Origin of the sequence: Leucobacter fengyongliangi (assembly GCF_050971685.1) — a bacterium.
In the GTDB taxonomy this organism is placed as follows: domain Bacteria; phylum Actinomycetota; class Actinomycetes; order Actinomycetales; family Microbacteriaceae; genus Leucobacter.
The window spans coordinates 65,595-87,161 of record NZ_JBPCEU010000001.1 but is presented as its reverse complement, the minus strand read 5'-3'; the positions used below and the strand labels follow the sequence as shown (position 1 = coordinate 87,161).

Below are 21,567 nucleotides of genomic sequence, written 5' to 3'. Positions count from 1 at the left end.
AGTCTAGAACGTGTCGGCTATGCGGGCAGCGGCTCAGTGATCGCGAAGAGTAGTTCGGCGAGGCGCCAGCCGAGTTCACCGAGACCCTCGGGCGCGTCGGGCCCGGCGATCGCCGTGATCGTCAGAGCGCGCTCGTGCACCCCGCCGAGTACGGCGACCGCGTGATCCGCTGGCAACGTGAAGCGGCGCCCAGCTGCGGCGAGCAACGGCTCGACCAGTTGCGCGAGCTGGCCGCGAAAGCGCTCCATGAAATCGACATAGCCCGGCGCGATCGATGGGTCGCGCATGGCAAGCAGCAGGAATTCGGTCTCGAGGGCGAACCACGCGGGCTCCTCCCCGGTCGGCGCGAAGTACTCTTCGATGAGCTTCGTCGTCGCGTCGAGGGTGATGGGCGCCTCGTTGCTTCCGAGGAGCGGCGCAAGTAGCGTCGAATTCTCCTGCAGCCGCACGGCTCGCCGTTCGTACTGGTCGGCTAGCACCGCGAGGAAGAGCTGCTCCTTGCTGTCGAAGTTTGAGTAGAACGCGCCGCGGGTGAACCCGGCGTGCGTGCAGACCGCCTCGACCGAGGTCGCCTGCACGCCCTCTGCGACGAACACCTCCGCCGCGGCCTCCACCAGGCGGCGGCGCGTGCGTTGCCTGCGGGGGCTCGGCTCAATATCTTTCACAACGTACCCCTTCACAGTCGCCTCGAAGCACGAACGGATACATTAGTGTATCGAACTGCGCGACGGGGCCGGGGTACTGATTCGTGGGCCCCGAATTCCGCTCGGCGCAGGCTCGTCGCCCGCCTTCGAAAGGTTCGCATGTCGTCTGTGTTGTATGCCCTCGGCACGTGGGCTGCCCGCGCCAGGATCCTGGTACTCATGCTCTGGGTGGCGCTGCTCGCCCTGCTCGGTGCAGGCGCGCTGTTTCTGGGCCAGGGTGCGAACGCTCCCATTACGATCCCGGGTACCGAATCTCAGGCAGCAATCGACACGCTCAGCCGCACGTTCCCCGAGGTGAGCGGCACGAGCGCGACGATCATCGTGGTTGCGCCGGGCGGCGAACGGGTCGACGAGGAGCCCTACATCGGGCTCATCGAGCAGGCGACGAGCGAACTCGAGGCGCTCGATCTCGTCTCAGCGGTGCAGACCCCGTTTACCGAACTCGCGAGCGGCGGGTTGAGCGACGACGGCCAAGCCGCGCTGATCCGCACTCAGATCGATGCCAGCTCATTCGAGGTGCCCGAAGCGACGAACCAGGGCATCATCGATGTCGCGGCCGAGCTGCAAAAGGCCCTGCCCGAGGGTGCGGTCGCCTCGTACGGGGGCGACCTCTACGCGACCTCAATTCCCGGCTTCACGATCACCGAAGCCCTCGGCGTCGTCATCGCGTTCATCGTGTTGATCTTCACGCTCGGCTCGCTCATCGCCGCGGGCATGCCGCTGATTATCGCGATCCTTGGCGTCGGCGTGAGTATCGCGGGACTCTTCTTCACGACTGCGTTCATTCCGATGACCTCGACCACGCCGATGCTCGCGCTGATGCTCGGCCTTGCCGTGGGTATTGACTACACGCTCTTCATCGTGAGCCGACACCAAGAACAACTCCGAGCCGGGCTGAGCGTGCGCGAATCGATCGCGCGGGCGACGGCCACGAGTGGCTCCGCGGTCGTCTTCGCGGGCATCACCGTCATCATCGCCCTCGTCGGGCTCTCGGTCGCGGGCATTCCGTTCCTCACCGCGCTCGGCGTTGCGGCAGCCGCGGGTGTCGCGGTCGCCGTGCTCATCGCGATCACGCTCACCCCCGCGATCCTCGCGATGGCGGGCATGAAGATCCTGTCGAAGAAGCAGCGGGCCCGGCTCGCGGGTGCGAGTGCGGGTGCGGGCAACGGTGCTGGTGCCGATGCATCAGGCAACGCAGACAGTGGATCGGCACAGCCTGCCCCCGGCGAAACGACCGGGGCCGAGCAGGCCGGATCCACCCACAAGCCGGGCAAGGCCGAACGCTTCTACGGTGGCTGGGTGAAGACGGTCACGCGCAAGCCGCTCATCACGATTGCGGCCGTGCTGGTGACGCTCGGCATCGCCTCGATTCCCGTGCTCGACCTGCGGCTTGCCCTCCCCGGTGCCGAGCAACTGCCGCTCGATAACCCGGCCCGCATCACCTATGAACTGACCGGAGAACACTTTGGCGCGGGGTCGAACGGCCCGCTGCTGTTGACCGGGTCGATCATCACGAGCACCGATCCGCTCGGCCTGATGGAGGATCTGGCCGATGAGGTGCGCGCGATCCCGGGCGTCGCCGACGTGCCACTGGCGACCCCGAACCAGGGGGCAGACACCGGCATTATTCAGGTCGTGCCCGTGGACGGGCCGCACGCGGAGAGCACGAGTGAGCTCGTCGCCGAGCTGCGCGCGCACCACGACGAGTGGGAGGCGAAATACGGCGTGAGCCTCGCCGTCACCGGGTACACGGCCGTCGGAATTGACGTGTCGAACCTGCTGTTCGAGGCGCTGCTGCCGTTCGGCATCTTGGTCGTCGGCCTCTCGCTCGTGCTGCTCGCGATGGTCTTTCGCTCGGTGTGGGTTCCGCTGAAGGCGACCCTCGGCTACCTGCTCTCGGTTGGGGCCGCCTTCGGCGCGGTCGTCGCCGTCTTCCAGTGGGGATGGTTCGCCGACGCGCTGCACGTGAACTCCGTCGGGCCGGTGCTGAGCTTCATGCCGATCATCCTGATGGGCGTGCTCTTCGGCCTCGCCATGGACTACGAGGTGTTTCTCGTCTCCCGCATCCGCGAGGAGGTGGTGCACGGTGCCGACGCGACCACAGCGATCCGCCGCGGTTTCATAGGCTCGGGGCCGGTGGTGACCGCCGCCGCAATTATCATGTTCGCCGTCTTCGCGGCCTTCGTGCCTGAGGGCGACCCGTCGATCAAGGTGATCGCGCTGGGTCTCGCCGTCGGCGTATTCGTCGACGCGTTCATCGTGCGCATGACACTCGTGCCCGCGGTGCTGCAGCTGCTCGGCGACCGCGCCTGGCGCATGCCGCGCTGGCTCGACCGGCTGCTGCCCGCCTTCGACGTCGAGGGCGAGGGGCTGGCGCGCGAGCTTGCCCACGCCGAGTGGCCGGGGGATCAGCCCACGGCCCGCGTCGCGAGCTCCCGGCTGGTGCTGCCCGGCAACCTTTCGGTGCCCGACCTGCGGGTTGCGCCCGGTGAGGCATTGCTGCTCGACCCCTCCGAGCCGTATGCGGCCCGGCTGGCCGAGGTGCTCAGCGGGCGCGGCGCGATCCACACGGGTACATTGAAAGCGGTGGATCTGCTGCTGCCCGAGCGCGCCTCGACCCTGCGCTCGCGTGCTGCGTGGGCGACCCCCGCGTTGCTGCGCGAGGCTCTGGCGGATCGCCCGTCGCTCGTCGTGCTCGATCTCCGATCTGCGGGCGCCGAAGCGGGCAATCTGCACGAGGCCGAGCAGATCGAGGCTGCGCGTTCGATGCTGAGCGCCCGTGAGGTGGAGGCGGAACGCGGCGACGTTCCCGCCGTCACCGTGGTGGTGCTGGGCAGTCGCGAGCTTGCCTCCCGCGTGCTTCCCGTGAACACCACGCTCGTGCAGATTTCGAAGGAGACGACCCGATGAGCCTGTCGCTGACCCGACTGCGGAGCACGAAGCGCGTGAGCTGGCGCACGATCGTCGGCCTGATCCTCGTGCCGCTCACGGCTGCTGGGCTGCTGCTGTGGGGCTTGTGGAATCCGACCGACCGCCTCGACACCATCACCGCCGCCGTGGTGAATCTTGACGAACCGGTGGAACTCGACGGGCAGCTCGTGCCCATGGGGCGCGTGCTTGCGGGTGAACTGATCGGGGGCGACTCAGAGACGAACTTCACGTGGGTTCTCACCGATGAGGAGGACGCCGCGGCGGGGCTCGACGACGGTCGCTACGGAACGGTCGTGACGATTCCCGAGAACTTCTCGAGCGCGGCGACCTCACTCTCGCGCGGAGTTGACGAAGCCGAGACCGCGACCATTGACATCACCACGAGCGATCGCGGGCGCCTGCTCGATTCCGCGCTCTCAGGCATTGTGACCAGCACCGCGACGGCCGTGCTCAACGAGCAGCTCGGCGCGCAGTTCGTCGGCAACATCTTCGTTGGTTTCACCGAGCTGGGCACTGGCATCGGTGAGGCGGCGGACGGCGCTGCGCAGCTCGCCGATGGTGGATCCCAGCTCGCGGACGGGGTCGCCGAACTGGCCTCCGGCGCAGCCGAACTTTCCTCGGGTGCGAGCCAACTCGCGAGCGGGGGCGGGGCCCTCGTCTCGGGTGCGAACGAGCTCGCCAGTGGGTCCGCCGCGCTCTCGGGTGGAGCCGGGCAGTTGGCCACGGGTGCGCGCGCGGCCGCCACCGGCGGCGCCGAGCTGGCGACCGGGGTCGAGGGGTATGTCGGAGCCATTAATGGCATTATCGATCCAACATTGTCTGGCGGAGCCGAACTGATCACGCAACTCGACCAGCTCGTGGCCGATATAGAAAGTGGTGAGATTCCGATCCCCGAGGCGGAGTTGAAAAAAGAGGTGCTTGCCGGAATTGCCGAATTGAGGGCGCAACTCGCTGGAATTGGCGATCAACTGGGCCTTCTTCGAGGATCGGGATCCGCTCTAGCCGTTGGTATCCGCGCGTCGGCCGATGGGCAGGCGCAGCTCGCCTCCGGCGTTGAGGGACTCGCCGGCGGGCTCTCGCAGTATTCGGCGGGGGTCGCGCAATACGCCTCAGGCATCTCCCAGTACGTGGGTGGAGTGGGCGCGCTCGCCGCGGGCACTCCTGCGCTCGCCGACGGTGCGGCTCAGCTCGCTGACGGCGCGCGCCTGTCCGCCGACGGTACGGCCGAACTTGCAGACGGGCTGTACACCGCAGCAAACGAGATTCCGGCCTACACCGACGCGGAGCGCGAGAAGCTCGCCGAGACGGCCGTGAAGCCGGTCACCGCAGTGGGTGGGAGCGACGAGCTGTTTAACGCGGCCGGTGTGCCGTTGTTTGCGGGCATCGCCCTATGGGCTGGTGCACTCGCCACCTTCCTAGTCTTGTCGCCGCTGTGGCGTCGCACGCACGACGCCGCCCGCGGCATCGGCGCGATCACCCTGCGCAGTGCGCTTCCCGCAGCGGGCATCGGTGCGGCGCAGGGCGGCATCGCCGGGGTACTGCTCCCGATCATGCTCGGGTACGACCTTGCACAGGGGCTGGGGTTCTTCGCCTTGGCACTCGTGGCCGGAATCTCGTTCGCGCTGGTGAACCAGGGTCTCTCCGCGCTGCTGGGAGGGTTCGGCCGGTTTATCTCGTTTGCGCTGCTCGTCGTGGGCTTCGCTATCGGGGTCATCTCGACCGCGCCCCCGCTCCTGCAATCGATCGGCGATGCGAGCCCGCTCGGGGCGCTCTTCTCCGGGTTCCAGGCGATTGCCGGGGGAGTAGGGGGCACCGGGAGCGCGATCTGGGCTCTGGCGGTGTGGGCCGGCGGTGGCCTGGTGCTGACCGCCTTCGCGGTCGCGCGGGCGCGGAAACGCACCGCAGAATGAACCCTGCCTGAACGCTGAGTGAAGGGGGGCCCTCGAGGCTCCCCACACGGCGGCCCGTCGGGCAAGATAACAATATGGTTACTTCTCCCGCGCCTGTTGCGATTGTTGGTATGGCGGGAGAGAAGCGCGCTTCCGACTACATTGAGCCCACCGATCCACCCACCGGACCAGCCCTTACTCGTGCCCGGCCGCACGCGACCGCGATGCTGTTCATGAAGTCGGGTCGCCCCCACGAGCCCGTGGCCGTGCCTCAGGTGTTGCTGGGTTCGGGTGAACTGCTGGTCGAGGTGGAGTTCGCGACGGTGTGCAGCTCAGACATTCACACGGCGCTCGGCCACCGCGTCGAACCCGCGCCGGCCGTGCTCGGTCACGAGGCTGTTGGCCGGGTCTCGGCCATCGGTGGGGTGGTACCGGCCATCGACGGCGTACCACTCGTTCCTGGGGATCGGGTGGTGTGGTCAGTTGTCGCGCAGTGCGGCACGTGCGACCGGTGCCGGCGCGGGATCCCTCAGACTTGCCGTACATTGCGTAAGTATGGCCATGAGCGGATCGGCCAGGGCTGGGAACTGACCGGAGGATTCGCCACCCACGTGCACCTGCGTGAGGGTACGACGGTGATCCGCGTCGATGAGGGGATTCCCGCTGCGGTGCTCGCGCCCGCCGGATGTGGCATCTCAACGGCATGGGCGGCGCTCGCTGCGGCCGAGCGAACAGTGTCGCTTCGCGGCGCGACTGTGCTCGTGACCGGTGGTGGGCTGATCGGTCTCTCAGCCGCGGCGATGGCTCGCGAACGGGGGGCCACGGTCATCCTCGCCGAGATCGACGAGGAGCGCCGCAACCTGGCTCGCAGATTTGGGGCCGCGGCGACGTTCGATCCTCTCTCTGACAGCACCGCGCAAAGTGTGCTCGCGTCATCGGGTTTAAAGGGTCGTGAAATCGATGTCGTGATCGAGGCGTCGGGGTCACCCCTCGCTGTCGCGGCAGGGATCGACGCCGTCGGCCCGGGCGGGGTCGTGGTGCTAGTGGGCAGCGTGTTTCCCACTGACCCGGTGGCACTCGTGCCTGAGCGCTTGGTGCGCTCGCAAGTGACCGTGACCGGCGTGCACAACTATGCACCCGAGCACCTGCGAGGTGCACTCGAATTCCTAGCGTCGAACTGGCGCACCTATCCCTTCGAGCAACTCGTGGGGCGCGTCTACCCGCTCATTGAGCTGGATGCCGCGCTCGATCGTGCGGCGTTCCGACGCGAGGTGCGCGTGGGCGTCACCCCGGCCGCGCTGCGCCAGCGGTAGTTCCGCCTCAACTCAAGGTGCCCTGTTCACACCGGGGTGCCTTATTTGCGCAAATAGGGGACCTTGAGGTGAATAGCGCACCGTGGGGGTGGTGGTGGGGGCATCAGCGGATCGCCACGTTGGCCGGGTAGGCAGGGCGGGCCGGGCGGGCTGGGCAGGGCCGGCAGGCCTTGCCACGCGGGGTCGCAGGGGGTGGCGGATCGCTGCGCCTCGGTGCCTACGGCACTCGGCGCAGCCACTCCTCGGTTGCGAACTTCTTCTCGACCAGCCGCTCGGCCGCATCGTACTCACCCTCGGTGACCTCGCCACGGGTACCGCCGTGACGGCGCACGAACGTGTCGACCATCTTCTCGATGATCTCGGCGCGCGCGAGGCCGGTCTGGGTGCGGAGCGGATCCACCCGCTTTTGTGCGCTCGCGATGCCCTTGTCGGAGAGCTTCTCGCGACCGATGCGGAGCACCTGGGTGAGGGCGTCGCCGTCCATGTCGTAGGCCATCGTGACGTGGTGCAGCACCGCGCCCGAGGCGAGGCGCTTCTGTGCGGCCCCACCGATCTTGCCGTGCGGGCTCGTGATGTCGTTCAGCGGCTTGTACACGGCGTCGATGCCGACCGACTTCAGCGCCTCAAGCACCCACTCGTCGAGGAACGCGTACGACTCGGCGAAGCTCATGCCGCGCACCAGCTCCTCGGGCGCGTACAGCGCGTAGGTGATGCTCGATTCGGGCTGCATGAACATGGCCCCGCCGCCGGAGATGCGTCGCACGAGCTGCCCACCTCGGGCCGCGAGCTGCGCCTCGTCGACCTCGTTCTGCACCGACTGGAAGCTGCCGATGATGGCGGCCGTGCGATCCCACTCCCAGATGCGCAGCGTGGGCCCGCGTAGGCCCTCGCCCACGGCGATCGTGAGCACCTCGTCGAGTGCCGCGTTCATCATTGGCGACATCGCCGGTTCGTGCACGATCTGCCAGTCATAGTCTCGCCAGTGCGCCGCCCCGGTCACGCCTCGGCGCACCGCAATGCCCACCGACTCGGGCGTGAAACCGAGCAGGTGCACCTCGCTCGGAAGTGCCTTGCGGATCGCCTCGGCGAACCCGTCAATGGTCGAATTTGGGCTGAGCCCGTTCACCGCGCGGTTAATGTCATTCAGCGCCTCGTCGGGCTCGAGAAAAAAATCGCCAGACAGGTGAAAATCGGCGATGCGATCGTCAACCAACTCGAAGTCGACCACCACCAGCTTGCCGCCGGGAACCTTGTACTCGCCGTGATGTGTAGCCATGTCACCAGAGTACGCCGCAGCTACCCGCGCGGGAAGCGATCAAGCATCCAGGTGATGATTTCTGCGGTCACCTCGTCGCGGTTGGTCTCGTTGAGCAGCTCGTGCCGCGCGCCAGGGTACACGCGCATGGTGACATCGCGCACGCCGCGAATGCGGTACGCGTCGGCGAGGAGGCGCAGGCTGTCGCCGCGGCTGAGTGGGTCGTCGCTGCCCGAGACGATGAGAATCGGCACGTCGGGCGCGGCACTCGCCGCGGGGGTGCCGAAGAGTCGCAGGGCGTCTGGCAGCCCGAACAGCTTGATGATGTCGGCCGGAAAGCAGAGTGGGTCTGCGATAAACGCGCGCTGCACCTCGGGGTCGCGGCTCAGCCACTCGAACCCGTTCGCCCCCTCACCGCGCCAGCGCTTGTTCAGGTCTCCGGATTCCATCGACATCGGGGTGCGCTTGGCGCTTCCCGAGAGCACGACGCCGTCGTAGATGCGCGGCTCGCGGTTGATGATCCGCTGCGCCATCAGGGATCCCCACGAGTGGCCGAACATGATTACGGGCAGGCCGGGGTGCCGTTCGCGGGCAAGATCAGTGAGCTGGTGGATCGCGGCTTCCGCCGCGCGCAGGCCGCCCGGGCCGAGCGTGCCGAGCTTCGAGAGGTCGCCGCCCCACTGCCGCCGGCCGGTCTCGCCGTGGCCGCGGTGATCGTTTGCCACCACCGTGAAGCCCGCGTCGCGCAGCGCCTGGGCAAACGCGGCGTAACGCAGGGCGTGCTCGCCGACCCCGTGCGCGATCTGCACGATGGCGTGCGGGTCGTCCGCAGCCCACTCATATGCGGCGATCTGAATGTCGTGTGCGTCGGTGTAATCGAAGCGGGTGAAGTGCGTGCCAGCGTCAGTGCTCATCCTCCCATTCTGCCGGTCGGTGGCCTCCCGTGTTTCCCTAGACTGAGTGGGTGCGCAGATGGCGGTGGATCGCGGGACTGGCCGCGGTGGCGTGCGGAGTCGCCGCGCTCACCCTCACGGGGGTGCATTGGATGACAGGAACGACGGGCGAGGAGTTCTCGGTGTCAATACGTGACGAGGAGATCGGGGTGTCCGTGCGCAACGAGCTGCTGCCTGGCCCGGCCGCCGCCGCACCCGGCGCGCCCGCAGACACAGCGGGCGCTGGCCCCAGTGGATCGCCGAACCGCCTCGGCTCGGCCGCCGTGCCGGTGCGCGTCTATGAGCCGCAGGGCCAAGCGCCATGGGCAACCCTCGTGTGGGCGCACGGGGGCTCGTTCGTGCGTGGCACCCTGGATTGGCCCGAGGCCGACTGGGTGGCGCGCGCCTTCGCCGAGGCCGGCATGCGGGTGTACTCCGTCGACTACGCGCTCGCGAGCGACTCCGTCAAAGCCCCCGCGCCGGCGAACGATCTGGCGGCGGTCGTGCGTGCGGTCGCCGTGCGCCACGAGGGGCTGCTCGTCGTCGGTGGCGCGAGCGCGGGGGCACACCTCGCGGCCCTGGCCGCGCTCGCGCAGGCCGACTGGGCGGGTTCCGAGCCACAGCCTGGAGGCACCGGCGGTGCTGCCGACTCGCCCACACCAGCACGGTCAGTCGATGCCCTGCTCATGCTCTACCCGACCGCGCACCGGGTGCAGCGCGAAGACCCGCAGATCGCCGCGCTCACCGCGGTACTGCCCGAAGCGCGTCGGTTTGATTCCGCTCGCATCGCCGAGATGTACGCGTATTTCCTTGGCGAAGAACCCGGGGCCGACGCAGCCCCGGGAACTGGAATCGATGCCGGTGCAGACCCGGGAATGAGCTCGCCGATCGTTGGCCGGGTCGATCCGCTCGCGTACCCGGACGCCCCCACCGTGGTCGGGGAACTCCCACCCGAGCGACTGCGGCAGCTCCCACCGACCATCATCATCAACGCCGATGCCGACGACCTGCGCGCGTCGGGTGAGCATTTCGCAGAGCAGCTCACCGCAGCCGGGGTGAGGGTGACGCTCACCCTGCAGCCGGGCACCTTGCACGGCTACCTCAACCGGCCCGAGGAGTCGGATCGGGCCCGGGCCGATGCCCGCGCCACGATCGATCGGTTCGTGACCGAGGTGCGCGCGATCCACCCTGAATAGACTCGACGTATGACTCATCTCACAGTGTCACTTCCGTCCGATGCGGGTCTCGCGGAGGCGGTGGGCGAGGTTTCGGGTGTCACTTTCGTTCCCTGGGATCTCGACGGACCGTCGCCGGCCGAACGGCTCGACATCGTGGTGCCGCCCTACTGGGGCGGAAACCGCCAGCTTGCAGCGCTCGCTCGGGCCGACGTGCGACTCGTGCAGTGGCAATCGATTGGCTTTAACGGGGTTGAGAAGTATGTGCCGGCAGGAGTGCCGCTCGCCAACGCCGCCACCGTGCACGAGACCTCAACCGCGGAGCTGGCCCTGGGCCTCGCGCTCGCCGCCCAGCGCGGCATTCCCGAGTTCGTGCGCCAGGGCGACCGGCGCGAGTGGGTGACCCCCACCCTCCCGAGCCTCGCGGGTCGGCGCGTGCTGATCGTCGGTTACGGCGGCGTCGGAAAGGCGATCGAGGCGCGGCTTGCCGGCTTCGAGGTGCATGTCGAGCGGCTCGCTCGCACGACACGGGTGGATCGCGATTCGTCTGGCACCGCTGTGCCCGTGCGCGGGTTCGACGAACTGCACGACGCGCTCGCCGATGCTGAGGTGGTGTTCCTCGCGGTGCCGCTGACCGCGGAGACCACCGCACTGATCGACTCGTCGGCGCTCGCCGCCATGCCCGACGGCGCGCTGCTCGTGAACGTCGCCCGCGGTCCGGTCGTTGACACGGACGCACTCGTCGCCGAGCTCACAGCGGGCCGCCTGCGCGCGGCGCTCGACGTGACCGATCCCGAGCCCCTGCCCGGGGAGCACCCGCTCTGGGCCTGCCCGAATCTGCTCATCACCCCGCACGTGGGCGGTGACTCATCGGCGATGATGCCGCGAATGGCGGCGCTGATCCACCGTCAAATCGCACACCTGCAGCGGGGCGAGACGCCCGAGAATCTCGTGCTCGGCACGTGGCCCGCGGCCTGAACTCACCCACCCCGACAGACGCAAGGAGACGCGCGATGGAGCGAGCCCTCACTGGTCCGGTAGCGCTGACGCGGCACGACGGCACACTGAACCCCGACGCTGTCGGCTGGGCGGCGCAGCCCGTGGTTGACACGAGCGACCTCGGCGCGGGACGGGGGCGCAACAAGCGCTGGGAATACTGGAACGTCACGACGCCGACGCACATCATCGGGCTCACCGTCTCGTCGATCGACTATGCGTGCGTGCACGAGGTGTGGGTCTACGACCGGCAGACGGGGCAAACCTGGGGCGAATCGGCCACCGTCATTCCGGCCCGCGGTGCGGTGCTCGCCCCGGTGCTCGAGCAGGGTCGCTCGATGGCGCGGGCGAAGAACCTGGCAATCGACATCGACCAGACCCCAGAGGGCACGCGGCTGCGGGCGCAGATCCCCGGTCTCTTCTTCGACGTGCTCGCCGAGCTGCCCGAGGGTCACGAGCGGCTCGCCCTGGTCGTGCCCTGGAGCGAGACCCGGTTCCAATACACGGTGAAGGATCTTGCCCGCCCGGCGAGTGGCACGCTGCGCATCGGCTCGGTGGATCACCCGGTGCTAGCCGGCGAATCGTGGGCGGTGCTCGACCACGGGCGTGGGCGCTGGCCGTACGACATCAGCTGGAACTGGGGCGCGGGATCCGGTTGCTCGAACGGGCACGTGATCGGCGTGCAGGTCGGCGCACAGTGGACAGCGGGCACGGGGGTGTCTGAGAACGCGTTCTTCGTTGACGGCCGCATGCACAAGATCCACGGCGAAACCGACTGGGAGTATGACATCGAGAACTGGCGTGCACCGTGGCGGGTGCGAGGCAGTGGGCTGGATGCGACGTTTGAGCCGTTTCACAACAAGACGACCCGCACGAACCTCCTGATCCTGAAGGGTCACACTGACCAGTGCTTCGGGTTCTGGAGGGGCACCTTCACCCCCGAGGGGGCAGCGCCTATCGAGTTTGATGGGATCCTCGGGTGGGCCGAGGAAGTGCACAACCGCTGGTGAGCGCCGCGAGAAGAGCCGATACTGAGAACACTTCGACGATGGAGGACGAGATGCGCGCGATCGTTGCACTGCAGGCCGGAGGCCCCGATGAGCTGACGCTGCACGAGGTGCCCGTTCCCGAACCGGCGGCTGGCGAGTTGCTCGTCGAAGCCGCCGCGATCGGCGTCAACTTCATCGAGACCTACCAGCGCTCGGGCGTGTACCCCGTGTCGTTCCCCTTCACACCGGGAGCCGAGGCCTCGGGCACCGTGGTTGCGGTCGGCGACGGGGTGTCGGGGTTTGTTCCCGGCGACCGGGTGACCACGAGTGAGGCACGGTCGAGTTACGCCGAGCGCTTTCTCGTCGAGGCAGAGCGTGCCGTGCGGGTGCCGGATGCGGTGGATCTCGACACGGCTGGCGCCCTCCCCCTGCAGGGACTCACCGCGCACTACCTGGCCACATCGGCCGCTCGCGTGCAGGCCGGCGACACCGTGCTCGTGCACGCCGGGGCTGGAGGGGTGGGGCTGCTGCTCACCCAGTTACTCGTTGCGCGAGGGGTGCGGGTGCTCACCACCGCGTCGACCGAGGAAAAGCGCGCGCTGAGCCGTGAGGCCGGTGCCGCAGAGGTGCTGGGATACGAGGGATTCGCCGATCGTGTGCGTGAGCTCACCGGCGGCGAGGGTGCCGCGGTGGTCTTTGACGGGGTGGGCCGCGATACCTTCGACGCTTCCCTCTCTGCCCTCCGCGTGCGCGGCCAGATGGTGCTCTTCGGCGGCGCAAGCGGCCAGGTGCCGCCCTTCGACCTGCAACGGCTGAACGCGGGTGGATCCCTGTCCATCACGCGGCCTGCGCTGCCGCACTTTCTGCGTACCCCCGACGAGCGCGCCTGGCGCTATCGCGAACTATTCGACGCGATCGCAGCGGGCTCGCTGAAGGTGCGGATCGGCGCGAGGTTTCCTCTCGCTGATGCCGCGGGCGCCCACCGCGCCCTGGAGGGTCGGGGCACGACCGGCAAGGTGATCCTCATCCCCTAATCGCCGCGCCGCACGGATACCCTCGGCGGCCTTGCCCGTAGCGGTATTCTGGCGAAATGGCTGACACACGCGAAAACCTACCCGAACAGGTGCCGGTGGGCGCTCCCGCCGAGACCGGGGTGGCCGCGGAGGCCGGACGACCGACGCATCACGAGGGTTCGCACGACACGCGATTCTTCGGACAGCCGTGGGCGCTCGCCAACGTGTTTGGTGTCGAGATGTGGGAGCGTTTCAGCTTCTACGGCATGCAGGGCATCCTGCTCATCTACATGTACTTCACCGTGTCGGAGGGCGGCCTCGGTATCGATCGTGCCGTGGCGACGGGTATCGTGGGTGCCTACGGCGGCACCGTCTATCTTGTTGCCATTCTGGGTGCGTGGCTCGCCGACCGGGTGCTCGGCTCCGAGCGGGTGCTCTTCTACAGCGCCATCGTGATCATGGCCGGGCACGTCGCTCTCGCGGTGCTTCCGAACGCCTGGGGGCTCGGCGTGGGTCTCGCCCTCGTCGCGATCGGCTCGGGCGGGCTGAAAGCCAACGCCACCGCGGTCGTCGGCACGCTGTATGCCGAGGGTGACACCCGGCGCGATGCCGGCTTCTCCCTCTTCTACCTCGGCATCAACCTCGGGGCCTTCCTCGGGCCAATCATTACGGGCCTGCTCCAGTCGACCATGGGCTTTCACTGGGGCTTCGGCGCGGCCGCCGTCGGCATGGCGATCGGCCTCGTGCAGTACTCGTTCGGGCGAAAGCACCTCCCCGAAGATTCCCGGCTGGTCGCGAACCCGTTGCCGCGAAACCAGCGGGGCCGCTTCGTTGTTGCGGGCGTCGCCGGGGTGGCAGTGCTCGCGATCGGGGTGGTCACCGGCGTGATCCGCGCTGACAATCTCGCGACAATCGCCATCATCATCATCCTCGCCGCGGCGATCGCCTACTTCATCGTGATCATCGGCTCGAAGCACATCGACGCGACGGAGCGCTCGCGGGTGATCAGCTTCATCCCGCTCTTCATTGTGAACGTGGGGTTCTGGTCGCTGTACCAGCAGCAGTTCACGGTGCTCACGATCTACTCAGATCAGCAGCTCGATCGAACGATTTTTGGTTGGGAGATGCCGATTTCGTGGATCAACTCGATCAACCCGATCTTCGTCATCATCCTGTCGGGAGTGTTCGCAGCGGTCTGGTCGAAGCTCGGCACTCGCGCGCCCGCGGCGCCCGCGAAGTTCGGGCTCGGCTCGATCATCATGGGCGCGGCGTTCCTGCTCTTCATCCCGTGGGCGGGCGGCGGCCCGTCATCGACGCCGCTTCTCGCGATGGCGCTGATCCTGCTGGTGTTCACCGTTGCCGAACTCTTCATCTCGCCTCCCGGGCTCTCGGTCACCACGAAGCTCGCCCCCGAGCGCTTCCGCACGCAGATGGTTGCGCTGTACTTCCTCTCGGTTGCGCTCGGCACGTCGATCGCTGGCTGGCTCGCACAGTTCTATGACCCCGCCACCGAGGTTCCCTACTTTGCGCTGCTCGGAGCGATCGCGATCGGTATCGGCCTGCTGATGCTTGTCGCCGTGAAGCCGGTGCTGAAGCTCATGCGCGGGGTTCGGTAGCTGGCGCGTCTACTCTGACTCGAAGCCCTGCGCCCGCAGCGACGCGCGCATCGTGTGGCGGCCGTGCAATCCCGCAATTTTCGCGAGGCGGCCGACGACGGTGCGCGCCCAACTGCGCCCCGGGTGCCCTTGCCCGGCGAAGTACGCTTCGTAGCTCACCTCATACTCGTCGGTGGCGGATCGCCACCGTTCCGGGTCGTACACCTCGTGGTGCAGCACGCCCGTCAGCGGCAACCGCGGCTTGACCCCGGTACCCTCGAACGGATCCGCCACGCCGATCGACATCCCCACCAGCGGAAACGTGTGCTTCGGGAGCCCCAGCTCGGCGCACACCGCCTCGGGGGCGTTGCGCAGACTCCCGACGAACACCCCGCCGAGACCCAAGGATTCTGCGGCGAGCAGCGCGTTCTGCGCGGCGATGCCCACGTCGATCGCGCTGATGAGCGTGTTTTCAATCAGGCCAAGGGTTTCGGGTTCGGCACCGTGCGCGCGCATGAGCGCATCGTTACGGCTGAGATCCGCGATCCACACGAGAAATACGGGCGCCTCGGCCACGTAGTCGCGACCCCCCAGCATCTCGGAGAGTCGTGCCTTGCGAGCCTCATCGCGCACGGCGATGACCGACCACACCTGCAGGTTCGACGAGGTCGATGCCCGCTGGGCCGCGGCCACGATGAGTTCGAGTTGCGCGTCGGTGACGGGCTCGTCGAGGTACTTTCGCACCGACTTGTGCGCGAACTGCTGCGCGATGACTGCTGATTCGAGTTCTTTCTGCATGGTGGTCCTCTCGAGTACGCACGTCTTCGACGTGGTACAGCCTAGCCCGGGAAGAATTTGCGCTCGGGGTTCACGCGAGCCAGGGGTTGATGAGTTCCGTGCCGTGTCCCTCGAAATCACCCGTGTTGCGGGTCGCGATCCGTGCACCCTGGGCCTGCGCGATGCCGAGGATCTGGCCGTCGGCGAAACTGAGCCCCCGGCCAGCGCGCTCCGCTCGCCCGCGGATCTCAGCGTGGAGTCGAGCAGCATGCTGATCGTAAGCTAACACCCGCTGGGCCATCCCCTCGAACAGGGCATCGATGCGAGCGGAGAGCGCTTCTTTTCGCCGCCCAGTTGGCAGCCGATTAACCCCGAACTTCAGCTCGTGCACCGTGATGACGCACAGCACGAGATCGTGGCGCTCTGCCCGCAACCACTCAAGAACCCGTGTGTCTGGTTCTTGCCGCAACGTTTCCGACCAGACGTTGGTGTCGACGAGGATCACAGCGGCGGTACCTCGCGAGCCTCGCCGCGCGTGGGGAGCTGGATGTCGATACCCTGCTCTGCGAGCCGCGATTCTTCGCCCTCTGCAAGCCACATCAAAATCGGATCTGAAGCCGTCGGCGTCACAATATCGACGAGAATTTGCCTGGCTTCTGCTTCCATTGAGCGCCCATGGCTGCGTGCTCTGGCCCGGAGTTCCTCCTTCACCGGCGCTGGGAGATTTCTGATGAGTAACTGCGCCATTCTTGCCTCCTGTGTGTATTGATATCGATGATATCAGCCAGGATGCCTGTGACAGGGCCGATCCGACACCGTTTGCCCGGTGCCCCTTCACCCGCCCAGCTAGACTTGAGCGGTGTGCCCGGCGCTCTCGCCGGGCCTTTCCCAAGATCCCCGCTTGCCCCTTGGAGTGTGCTTCACCATGGCCGAACAGTCCCGTCTCGATAAAGTCATCGCCCTCGCCCGTCACCGCGGCTTCGTCTACCAGGCGGGTGAAATCTACGGTGGATCGCGCAGCGCCTGGGACTACGGCCCACTGGGCACGGCGCTGAAGGAGAACATCAAGCGCCAGTGGTGGAAGGCCATGGTGCAGCGGCGTGACGACGTGGTCGGGATCGACTCGAGCGTGATACTGCCGAAGCAGGTCTGGGAGGCCTCGGGCCACGTCGAGGTCTTCAGCGACCCGCTCGTCGAGTGCCTGCAGTGCCACAAGCGGTACCGCGAGGATCACCTCATCGAGGAGTTCGAAGACAAGAAGGGGCGGGCACCCGAGGGTGGGCTCGCCGAGATCGTCTGCGTGAGCTGTGGCACCCGCGGCCAGTGGACCGAGCCGCGGGCATTCTCTGGCCTCCTGAAGACCTACCTCGGGCCCGTCGACGACGAGGCGGGCATGCACTACCTGCGCCCCGAGACCGCGCAGGGGATCTTCGTGAACTTCGCGAACGTGCTGCAGTCGGCTCGCATGAAGCCCCCGTTTGGTATCGGTCAGATCGGCAAGAGTTTCCGCAACGAGATCACCCCCGGCAACTTCATTTTCCGCACCCGCGAGTTCGAGCAGATGGAGATGGAGTTCTTCGTCGAGCCCGGCACCGACGAGGAGTGGCAAGAGTACTGGATGAACGAGCGGATGTCGTGGTACGTCGGGCTCGGCATTGACCCGGACAACCTGCGCTTCTTCGAACACCCGAAGGAGAAGCTCTCGCACTACTCGAAGCGCACTGCCGATATCGAGTATCGCTTCGGCTTCACCGGCGGCGAGTGGGGTGAGCTCGAGGGCATCGCGAACCGCACCGATTTCGACCTCACCACCCACTCGAAGCACTCGGGCAAAGACCTGTCGTACTTCGATCAGGCGAAAAACGAGCGCTGGGTGCCCTACGTGATCGAGCCGGCCGCGGGCCTGACGCGCTCGCTGATGGCGTTCCTCGTCGACGCGTACCGTGAGGAGGAGGTGCCAAACGCCAAGGGCGGCACCGACACTCGCACACTGCTCGCGCTTGACGCACGACTCGCGCCGATCAAGGCCGCGGTCCTGCCGCTCAGCCGCAACGAGGCGCTGTCTCCGCTCGCGCGCGAGATCGCCGCCGAGCTGCGTGACGACTGGAACATTGACTTTGACGACGCGGGGGCGATCGGCCGCCGCTACCGCCGCCAGGATGAGATTGGCACGCCATTCTGCGTGACCGTCGACTTCGACTCGCTCGAAGATCACGCCGTGACCGTGCGCGACCGCGACACCATGCAGCAGGAGCGCGTGCCTCGCGCCGAGCTTCACGCATACCTCGCCGAGCGCCTGCGCGGCTCGTAGCCCACCGGTTCAGCGCATGAGCAACGAACAGCACCCCCAACAGGGGCCAGTGGAGCGACCCGCACCACCTGAGGAGTGGGGGTGGGCGCAGCGTGCAGCTGCGCCGATCCACTGGGTTGAGACTGAACCGCTCGAATACCACCGACTGCTGCGCGGGGCACCGAAATATCGCTGGTGGAAGCCGCTGCTCGCACTCGTGTTGGGGTTCTTCTACTATCTGACCTTCACCGTGGTGTTCAGCGTCGTGGTGATGGTGCCCTATCTTCTGCTCTCGGGGGCGGAGCTCAGCGAAGAGACCATTCTCGCGCTCGCGATCCCCGACACACAGCAGCCGATCTCGTTGGTGGTCACCCTCGGATCGGTCGCGCTCATGATCCCGGCGGTGTGGCTTGCGATGCTCAGCACCGGACTGACCCCGATCGGTCGCGGCTGGTCGGTCGCTCTCCGCATTCGCTGGCGGTTGCTGTTCCGTACCGTCATCCCCGCGTTCGTTGCGCTCGTGGTGATGAACGTGGTCGGTATTGCATTTGAGCTCGCGTTCGCTGCCGTCATTGGTGACTCGACGCCGATCGCCGAGGTGCCAACCATCGACCCGACACTCGCGCTGTGGTCTGCGCTCATCATCCTGTTGCTCGTGCCGATTCAGGCGACGGCCGAGGAGCTGGTGTTCCGCGGCATGTTCATGCAGACGCTCGGCGCCTGGTTCGGTGGATCCCGCGCGGCGGGTGCGGTTGGGGCGTTCTTGCGTGGGCCGTGGATCCCGATCGTCGTGCCCAGCATCATCTTCGGGTTCGCACACATCTACGACATCTGGGGTTGGATGGCAGTGGTGCTGCTTGCCTTGGTTGCCGGCTGGCTGAGCTGGCGCACGGGTGGGCTCGAGGCCGCAATCACCATTCATGTCGTGAATAACTGGATCGCATTTGGACTCATGGTGTTCGCTATCGGAGGCGAAACCAAGCAAACCGCGAGTGGTGCTGGCCCGGGTGCACTCATTGGCGAAATCGTTGGTTTGGGCCTGTACGTCTGGTGGGTGGAGCGCATCTTCGTGCGCAAGGGCGGCCCGCGCACCCGCATCGACCTCGTGCAGTCGCGACTCGCCGCCCCGCCGGCGACCGCCACTGCGACCCCGCAGGTGGCCCCATGATTGACGCGCTGGTGACTGGGCGCAGCATCGCCGCGTTGCTTGCCGCGCTCGATCTTGCCGAGGTGGGCCTCCGTGTCGGCCTGGCGACCGACGAACGTGTGGGTGAGCCTCCCGCGGCTCCGGTGCGGGACCCGGATGGGATCGTGACCGAGTTTCTGAACCGTGTTGCGGCACCCATCGCCGGCACCGATGCGGCGCCGCCAGCTGGTGCGCTCCCGCGTGTGAGCTCACCCGAGCCCCCGTTGCTGCAGGATCGCGCCGGCGAGTGGGCGCCGCAAGCTACTCCCGCGGTTTTGGGTATCCCGGCATCTCCCCTCGCGACCGAGACCGTGCGGTTGCTCGGCACGGGTGCCGCCATTCGTGCGTACCTCGATCGCGTCATGCCCCTCCTCGCAGTGGGGAAGGCGAAGACACTCGGGCCCCTCGTGCGGAAACGCGTCGGAGCCCGGACGCTCGCGCGCCTGGTCGAGCCAGAAGTGCGCGAGCGGTACGGAGTGGGTGCCGATGAAGTGGAAGTGGCGCTCGCGGCCCCTGGACTCAACGAGGCGCTCTCGCGAGTCGGGTCGTTGACGGGTGCGGCGCTTGCATACTCCGATCGGAATGTTGCACGTGAAACGCGAGTGGAGCCTGCGGGCGGGGGAACAGCGCTCAAGGCGGAGCTCCTGCGAAAGCTCACGCTTTATGGTGCCGAGTTCTTTGACGGGCGGGTGACGCAGGCGGTTGCGTCTGAGGGTCTCGGCCAGGCAGCCGAGCCACACGTCGGATCCTGGTCAGTTACTCTGAGCGATGGTCGGGCGCTCGAATCCCGGTCCCTGATCCTCGATTTCAGCCGGAACGCGACCCGCACTGAACTGCTTTCCGAGCTCGCACCCGGGCTTCATGCACAACAAGTTCGTGTTCATGCTGAAATTGACATATCTTGCCCGGATTGGCTCACTGAGGGAGAGCGAGCGCTCGCGGTGCGCGGAGGTTGGACGATCCTCGCCGAATGTCGAACTGGTCGCACAGCTCGGGTAATCCTGTCCAGTGATGTGCTTTCAGAGCCTCCCGCACTCGACGGTCTTGACGGGGTGCTCTCGCGGATCCTCCTCGACTATGCGCTCCAACCGCTGCCAGGCGCCGAATGGTCGATGGGTGTTGCGGCAGCCCCGTTCTCGTCGCATGCTGACCGAGGCCAGGCGGCATCGCGTGTGGCCAGCATCGCGGCACAACACCCACCCATGCGTGCGGTGGGCCGGGCGCTTTTCGGAGACGACCTTCCGTCGGCACTTGCCGCGGCACACGCCGACGCTGTTGCGCTGCGGCGCGAACTCACCGGGCTCACCGCCTAGTTCCTGGCCGCAATCCTGATGTATCTCGATTCTGGAATATCTCTCAGGCTCGAAGTTCTGTAGGCTGGCTGAACTAGGAATGGTGGCGCTCGTCACGGGAATCGGAGGAACCATGAAGGGCAAACTCGCATTCGTTCTCGGAGCAGCCGTGGGGTACGTACTCGGTGCCCGCGCGGGTCGTGAACGCTACGAACAAATCAAGCGGCGCGCGGAGGCGGTCTGGAATACGGAACCAGTGCAGCGCGGGGTGGCGGCCTGGCGCGAGACGGTCGACGGCCAGATCGACAATCTCAAGGGATTCGCCAAGCGAGTGGGCGCAGACGCGGTCAGCAACATTGCCCAGAAAGCGGGCGGTGGATCGCGGACTTCAGAAACGGCTTCGACGGGCACATCGCCCGCTCAGGCCGCAGCTACGACAAAGACCGCAGCGCCCGCACCGGAACCGGCGGCCACCGCTGCCGGTGACAGGAAGAACGAAGCCAAGAAACCGGAAGCCAAGTCATGAGCCGTAAGAGTGATCAGGCGGGCACGTTCGAGCTCCTCGCGCGGCTGCCACAGCAATTCATTGCGCTCGCGAAAGCAGAGTATGAAAATGCGAAGCGCGAAATTACCGCGAAGGCGAAGCGGAGTGGCATCGGCCTGTTGTCGATTGTCGTCGCGTTGTTTTTCCTCTTCTTTGCCATTGCAGCATTTGTGACGGCGGCGATTGCTGGAATCGCTGTGGTGTGGCCGGTCTGGCTCTCCGCGCTCGTGGTGGCCTTCGGGTTGATCCTTCTCGCCGCTGGGGCAATTCTCGGCGGAATCGCCCTGATCAAGCGCGGTATCCCTGTGCCCGAGCAGACCATTGACCGTGTCGAGGGCGACTTTCAAGCAATGTCTGAGGTTCGCTTCAATTCCTCGACCCATATGCCGCAGGCCGACGGAAAGGGAAACTGGCGATGAGTGATGCACCGCAGGTTCCAAGTGGAGTACAGAAGGCCCAACTGGCGCGGGCCGAACTCTACGACACGCTCGGGCAACTCCGTGGACGTCTCGATTACGCCCAGCGCATTGACGACACCATTGCACGCGCCAAGCAGCGTGTGGCGGATGTCGGGAACGAGAATCCCTTGGCCTTCGCTGCTGGTGTCGCCGGGGCTGCTGTCGCCGCTGGTCTCACGGTCTGGGGTGTTGCACGGCTCGTGATGCGCGCCTTCGACTGACGTGCCC

Annotated in this window: 20 protein-coding genes; 14 read left to right on the top strand and 6 right to left on the bottom strand. The window is 66.9% G+C overall.

The genetic code is table 11. From position 1 onward, the window contains the following. Positions 1–17: 17 nt before the first annotated feature. Positions 18–665, bottom strand: a complete 648-nt coding sequence (locus tag ACR0R4_RS00360) for a TetR/AcrR family transcriptional regulator (protein WP_433645336.1) — start codon at positions 663–665, stop codon at positions 18–20. Between the two features lie 138 nt (positions 666–803). Between ACR0R4_RS00360 and ACR0R4_RS00355 the strand changes: the two genes are divergently transcribed. The 3 genes from ACR0R4_RS00355 (at position 804) to ACR0R4_RS00345 (ending at position 6,837) form a co-directional block, all read left to right on the top strand. Continuing rightward, entirely contained in the window at positions 804–3,614 is a 2,811-nt protein-coding gene (locus tag ACR0R4_RS00355) for an MMPL family transporter (RefSeq protein ID WP_433645335.1), read from the top strand. After that, positions 3,611–5,545 (top strand): YhgE/Pip domain-containing protein, encoded by a 1,935-nt coding sequence (locus ACR0R4_RS00350; RefSeq protein WP_433645334.1) that lies wholly within the window; start codon positions 3,611–3,613, stop codon positions 5,543–5,545. The genes ACR0R4_RS00355 and ACR0R4_RS00350 overlap by 4 nt, the downstream gene beginning before the upstream one ends. Positions 5,546–5,655: 110 nt before the next feature. Continuing rightward, a complete protein-coding gene (locus ACR0R4_RS00345) occupies positions 5,656–6,837 on the top strand; it encodes a zinc-binding dehydrogenase (protein WP_433645333.1) in 1,182 nt (393 codons plus the stop codon). Positions 6,838–7,054: 217 nt separating this feature from the next. Here ACR0R4_RS00345 and lplAB read toward each other — a convergent pair whose 3' ends face one another. Continuing rightward, positions 7,055–8,113, bottom strand: a complete 1,059-nt coding sequence (lplAB, locus tag ACR0R4_RS00340) for a lipoate-protein ligase LplAB (protein WP_433645332.1) — start codon at positions 8,111–8,113, stop codon at positions 7,055–7,057. A gap of 20 nt (positions 8,114–8,133) precedes the next feature. After that, positions 8,134–9,006 carry an alpha/beta fold hydrolase gene (locus tag ACR0R4_RS00335; protein ID WP_433645331.1) on the bottom strand — a complete coding sequence of 291 codons (873 nt, stop codon included), beginning with the start codon at positions 9,004–9,006 and terminating at the stop codon, positions 8,134–8,136. Between the two features lie 50 nt (positions 9,007–9,056). On the opposite strand from ACR0R4_RS00335, the gene ACR0R4_RS00330 reads away from it, so the two are divergent. The 5 genes from ACR0R4_RS00330 to ACR0R4_RS00310 are packed head-to-tail and all read left to right on the top strand — an operon-like array spanning position 9,057 to position 14,813. Further along, on the top strand, positions 9,057–10,220 hold the full coding sequence (locus ACR0R4_RS00330; RefSeq protein WP_433645330.1) for an alpha/beta hydrolase: 1,164 nt from the start codon (positions 9,057–9,059) through the stop codon (positions 10,218–10,220). Between the two features lie 9 nt (positions 10,221–10,229). Continuing rightward, complete coding sequence (locus tag ACR0R4_RS00325) at positions 10,230–11,177, top strand: 2-hydroxyacid dehydrogenase (protein WP_433645329.1); 948 nt, start codon at positions 10,230–10,232, stop codon at positions 11,175–11,177. Positions 11,178–11,212: 35 nt separating this feature from the next. Beyond that, positions 11,213–12,205, top strand: a complete 993-nt coding sequence (locus tag ACR0R4_RS00320; protein WP_433645328.1) for a DUF2804 domain-containing protein — start codon at positions 11,213–11,215, stop codon at positions 12,203–12,205. Between the two features lie 38 nt (positions 12,206–12,243). Then, complete coding sequence (locus ACR0R4_RS00315) at positions 12,244–13,218, top strand: quinone oxidoreductase family protein (RefSeq protein ID WP_433645327.1); 975 nt, start codon at positions 12,244–12,246, stop codon at positions 13,216–13,218. A 56-nt stretch (positions 13,219–13,274) separates the two neighbouring features. Next, a complete protein-coding gene (locus tag ACR0R4_RS00310; RefSeq protein ID WP_433645326.1) occupies positions 13,275–14,813 on the top strand; it encodes a peptide MFS transporter in 1,539 nt (512 codons plus the stop codon). 9 nt (positions 14,814–14,822) lie between these two features. Here ACR0R4_RS00310 and ACR0R4_RS00305 read toward each other — a convergent pair whose 3' ends face one another. The 3 genes from ACR0R4_RS00305 to ACR0R4_RS00295 all read right to left on the bottom strand — a co-directional run bounded on the left by ACR0R4_RS00305 (position 14,823) and on the right by ACR0R4_RS00295 (position 16,316). Continuing rightward, positions 14,823–15,590, bottom strand: coding sequence for an NADPH-dependent oxidoreductase (locus ACR0R4_RS00305; protein WP_433645325.1), 768 nt, complete (start codon positions 15,588–15,590; stop codon positions 14,823–14,825). 70 nt (positions 15,591–15,660) lie between these two features. Then, on the bottom strand, positions 15,661–16,074 hold the full coding sequence (locus ACR0R4_RS00300) for a type II toxin-antitoxin system VapC family toxin (RefSeq protein WP_433645324.1): 414 nt from the start codon (positions 16,072–16,074) through the stop codon (positions 15,661–15,663). Next, positions 16,071–16,316: a FitA-like ribbon-helix-helix domain-containing protein gene (locus tag ACR0R4_RS00295; protein ID WP_433645323.1), complete on the bottom strand. Its 246-nt coding sequence runs from the start codon at positions 16,314–16,316 to the stop codon at positions 16,071–16,073. Before ACR0R4_RS00295 ends, ACR0R4_RS00300 begins: the two co-directional genes overlap by 4 nt. 178 nt (positions 16,317–16,494) lie before the next feature. On the opposite strand from ACR0R4_RS00295, the gene ACR0R4_RS00290 reads away from it, so the two are divergent. The 6 genes from ACR0R4_RS00290 (at position 16,495) to ACR0R4_RS00265 (ending at position 21,560) form a co-directional block, all read left to right on the top strand. Further along, the gene (locus ACR0R4_RS00290; RefSeq protein WP_433645322.1) at positions 16,495–17,880 is read left to right on the top strand and encodes a glycine--tRNA ligase; all 1,386 of its coding nucleotides are present in this window, start codon (positions 16,495–16,497) and stop codon (positions 17,878–17,880) included. A 16-nt stretch (positions 17,881–17,896) separates the two neighbouring features. Continuing rightward, positions 17,897–19,027 carry a CPBP family intramembrane glutamic endopeptidase gene (locus ACR0R4_RS00285; protein ID WP_433645321.1) on the top strand — a complete coding sequence of 377 codons (1,131 nt, stop codon included), beginning with the start codon at positions 17,897–17,899 and terminating at the stop codon, positions 19,025–19,027. Next, on the top strand, positions 19,024–20,358 hold the full coding sequence (locus ACR0R4_RS00280) for a hypothetical protein (protein ID WP_433645320.1): 1,335 nt from the start codon (positions 19,024–19,026) through the stop codon (positions 20,356–20,358). The genes ACR0R4_RS00285 and ACR0R4_RS00280 overlap by 4 nt, the downstream gene beginning before the upstream one ends. A gap of 112 nt (positions 20,359–20,470) precedes the next feature. Then, entirely contained in the window at positions 20,471–20,863 is a 393-nt protein-coding gene (locus ACR0R4_RS00275) for a YtxH domain-containing protein (RefSeq protein WP_433645319.1), read from the top strand. Beyond that, positions 20,860–21,300 (top strand): phage holin family protein, encoded by a 441-nt coding sequence (locus tag ACR0R4_RS00270; protein WP_433645318.1) that lies wholly within the window; start codon positions 20,860–20,862, stop codon positions 21,298–21,300. Before ACR0R4_RS00275 ends, ACR0R4_RS00270 begins: the two co-directional genes overlap by 4 nt. Next, positions 21,297–21,560, top strand: coding sequence for a DUF3618 domain-containing protein (locus tag ACR0R4_RS00265; protein WP_433645317.1), 264 nt, complete (start codon positions 21,297–21,299; stop codon positions 21,558–21,560). Before ACR0R4_RS00270 ends, ACR0R4_RS00265 begins: the two co-directional genes overlap by 4 nt. Positions 21,561–21,567 lie beyond the last annotated feature (7 nt).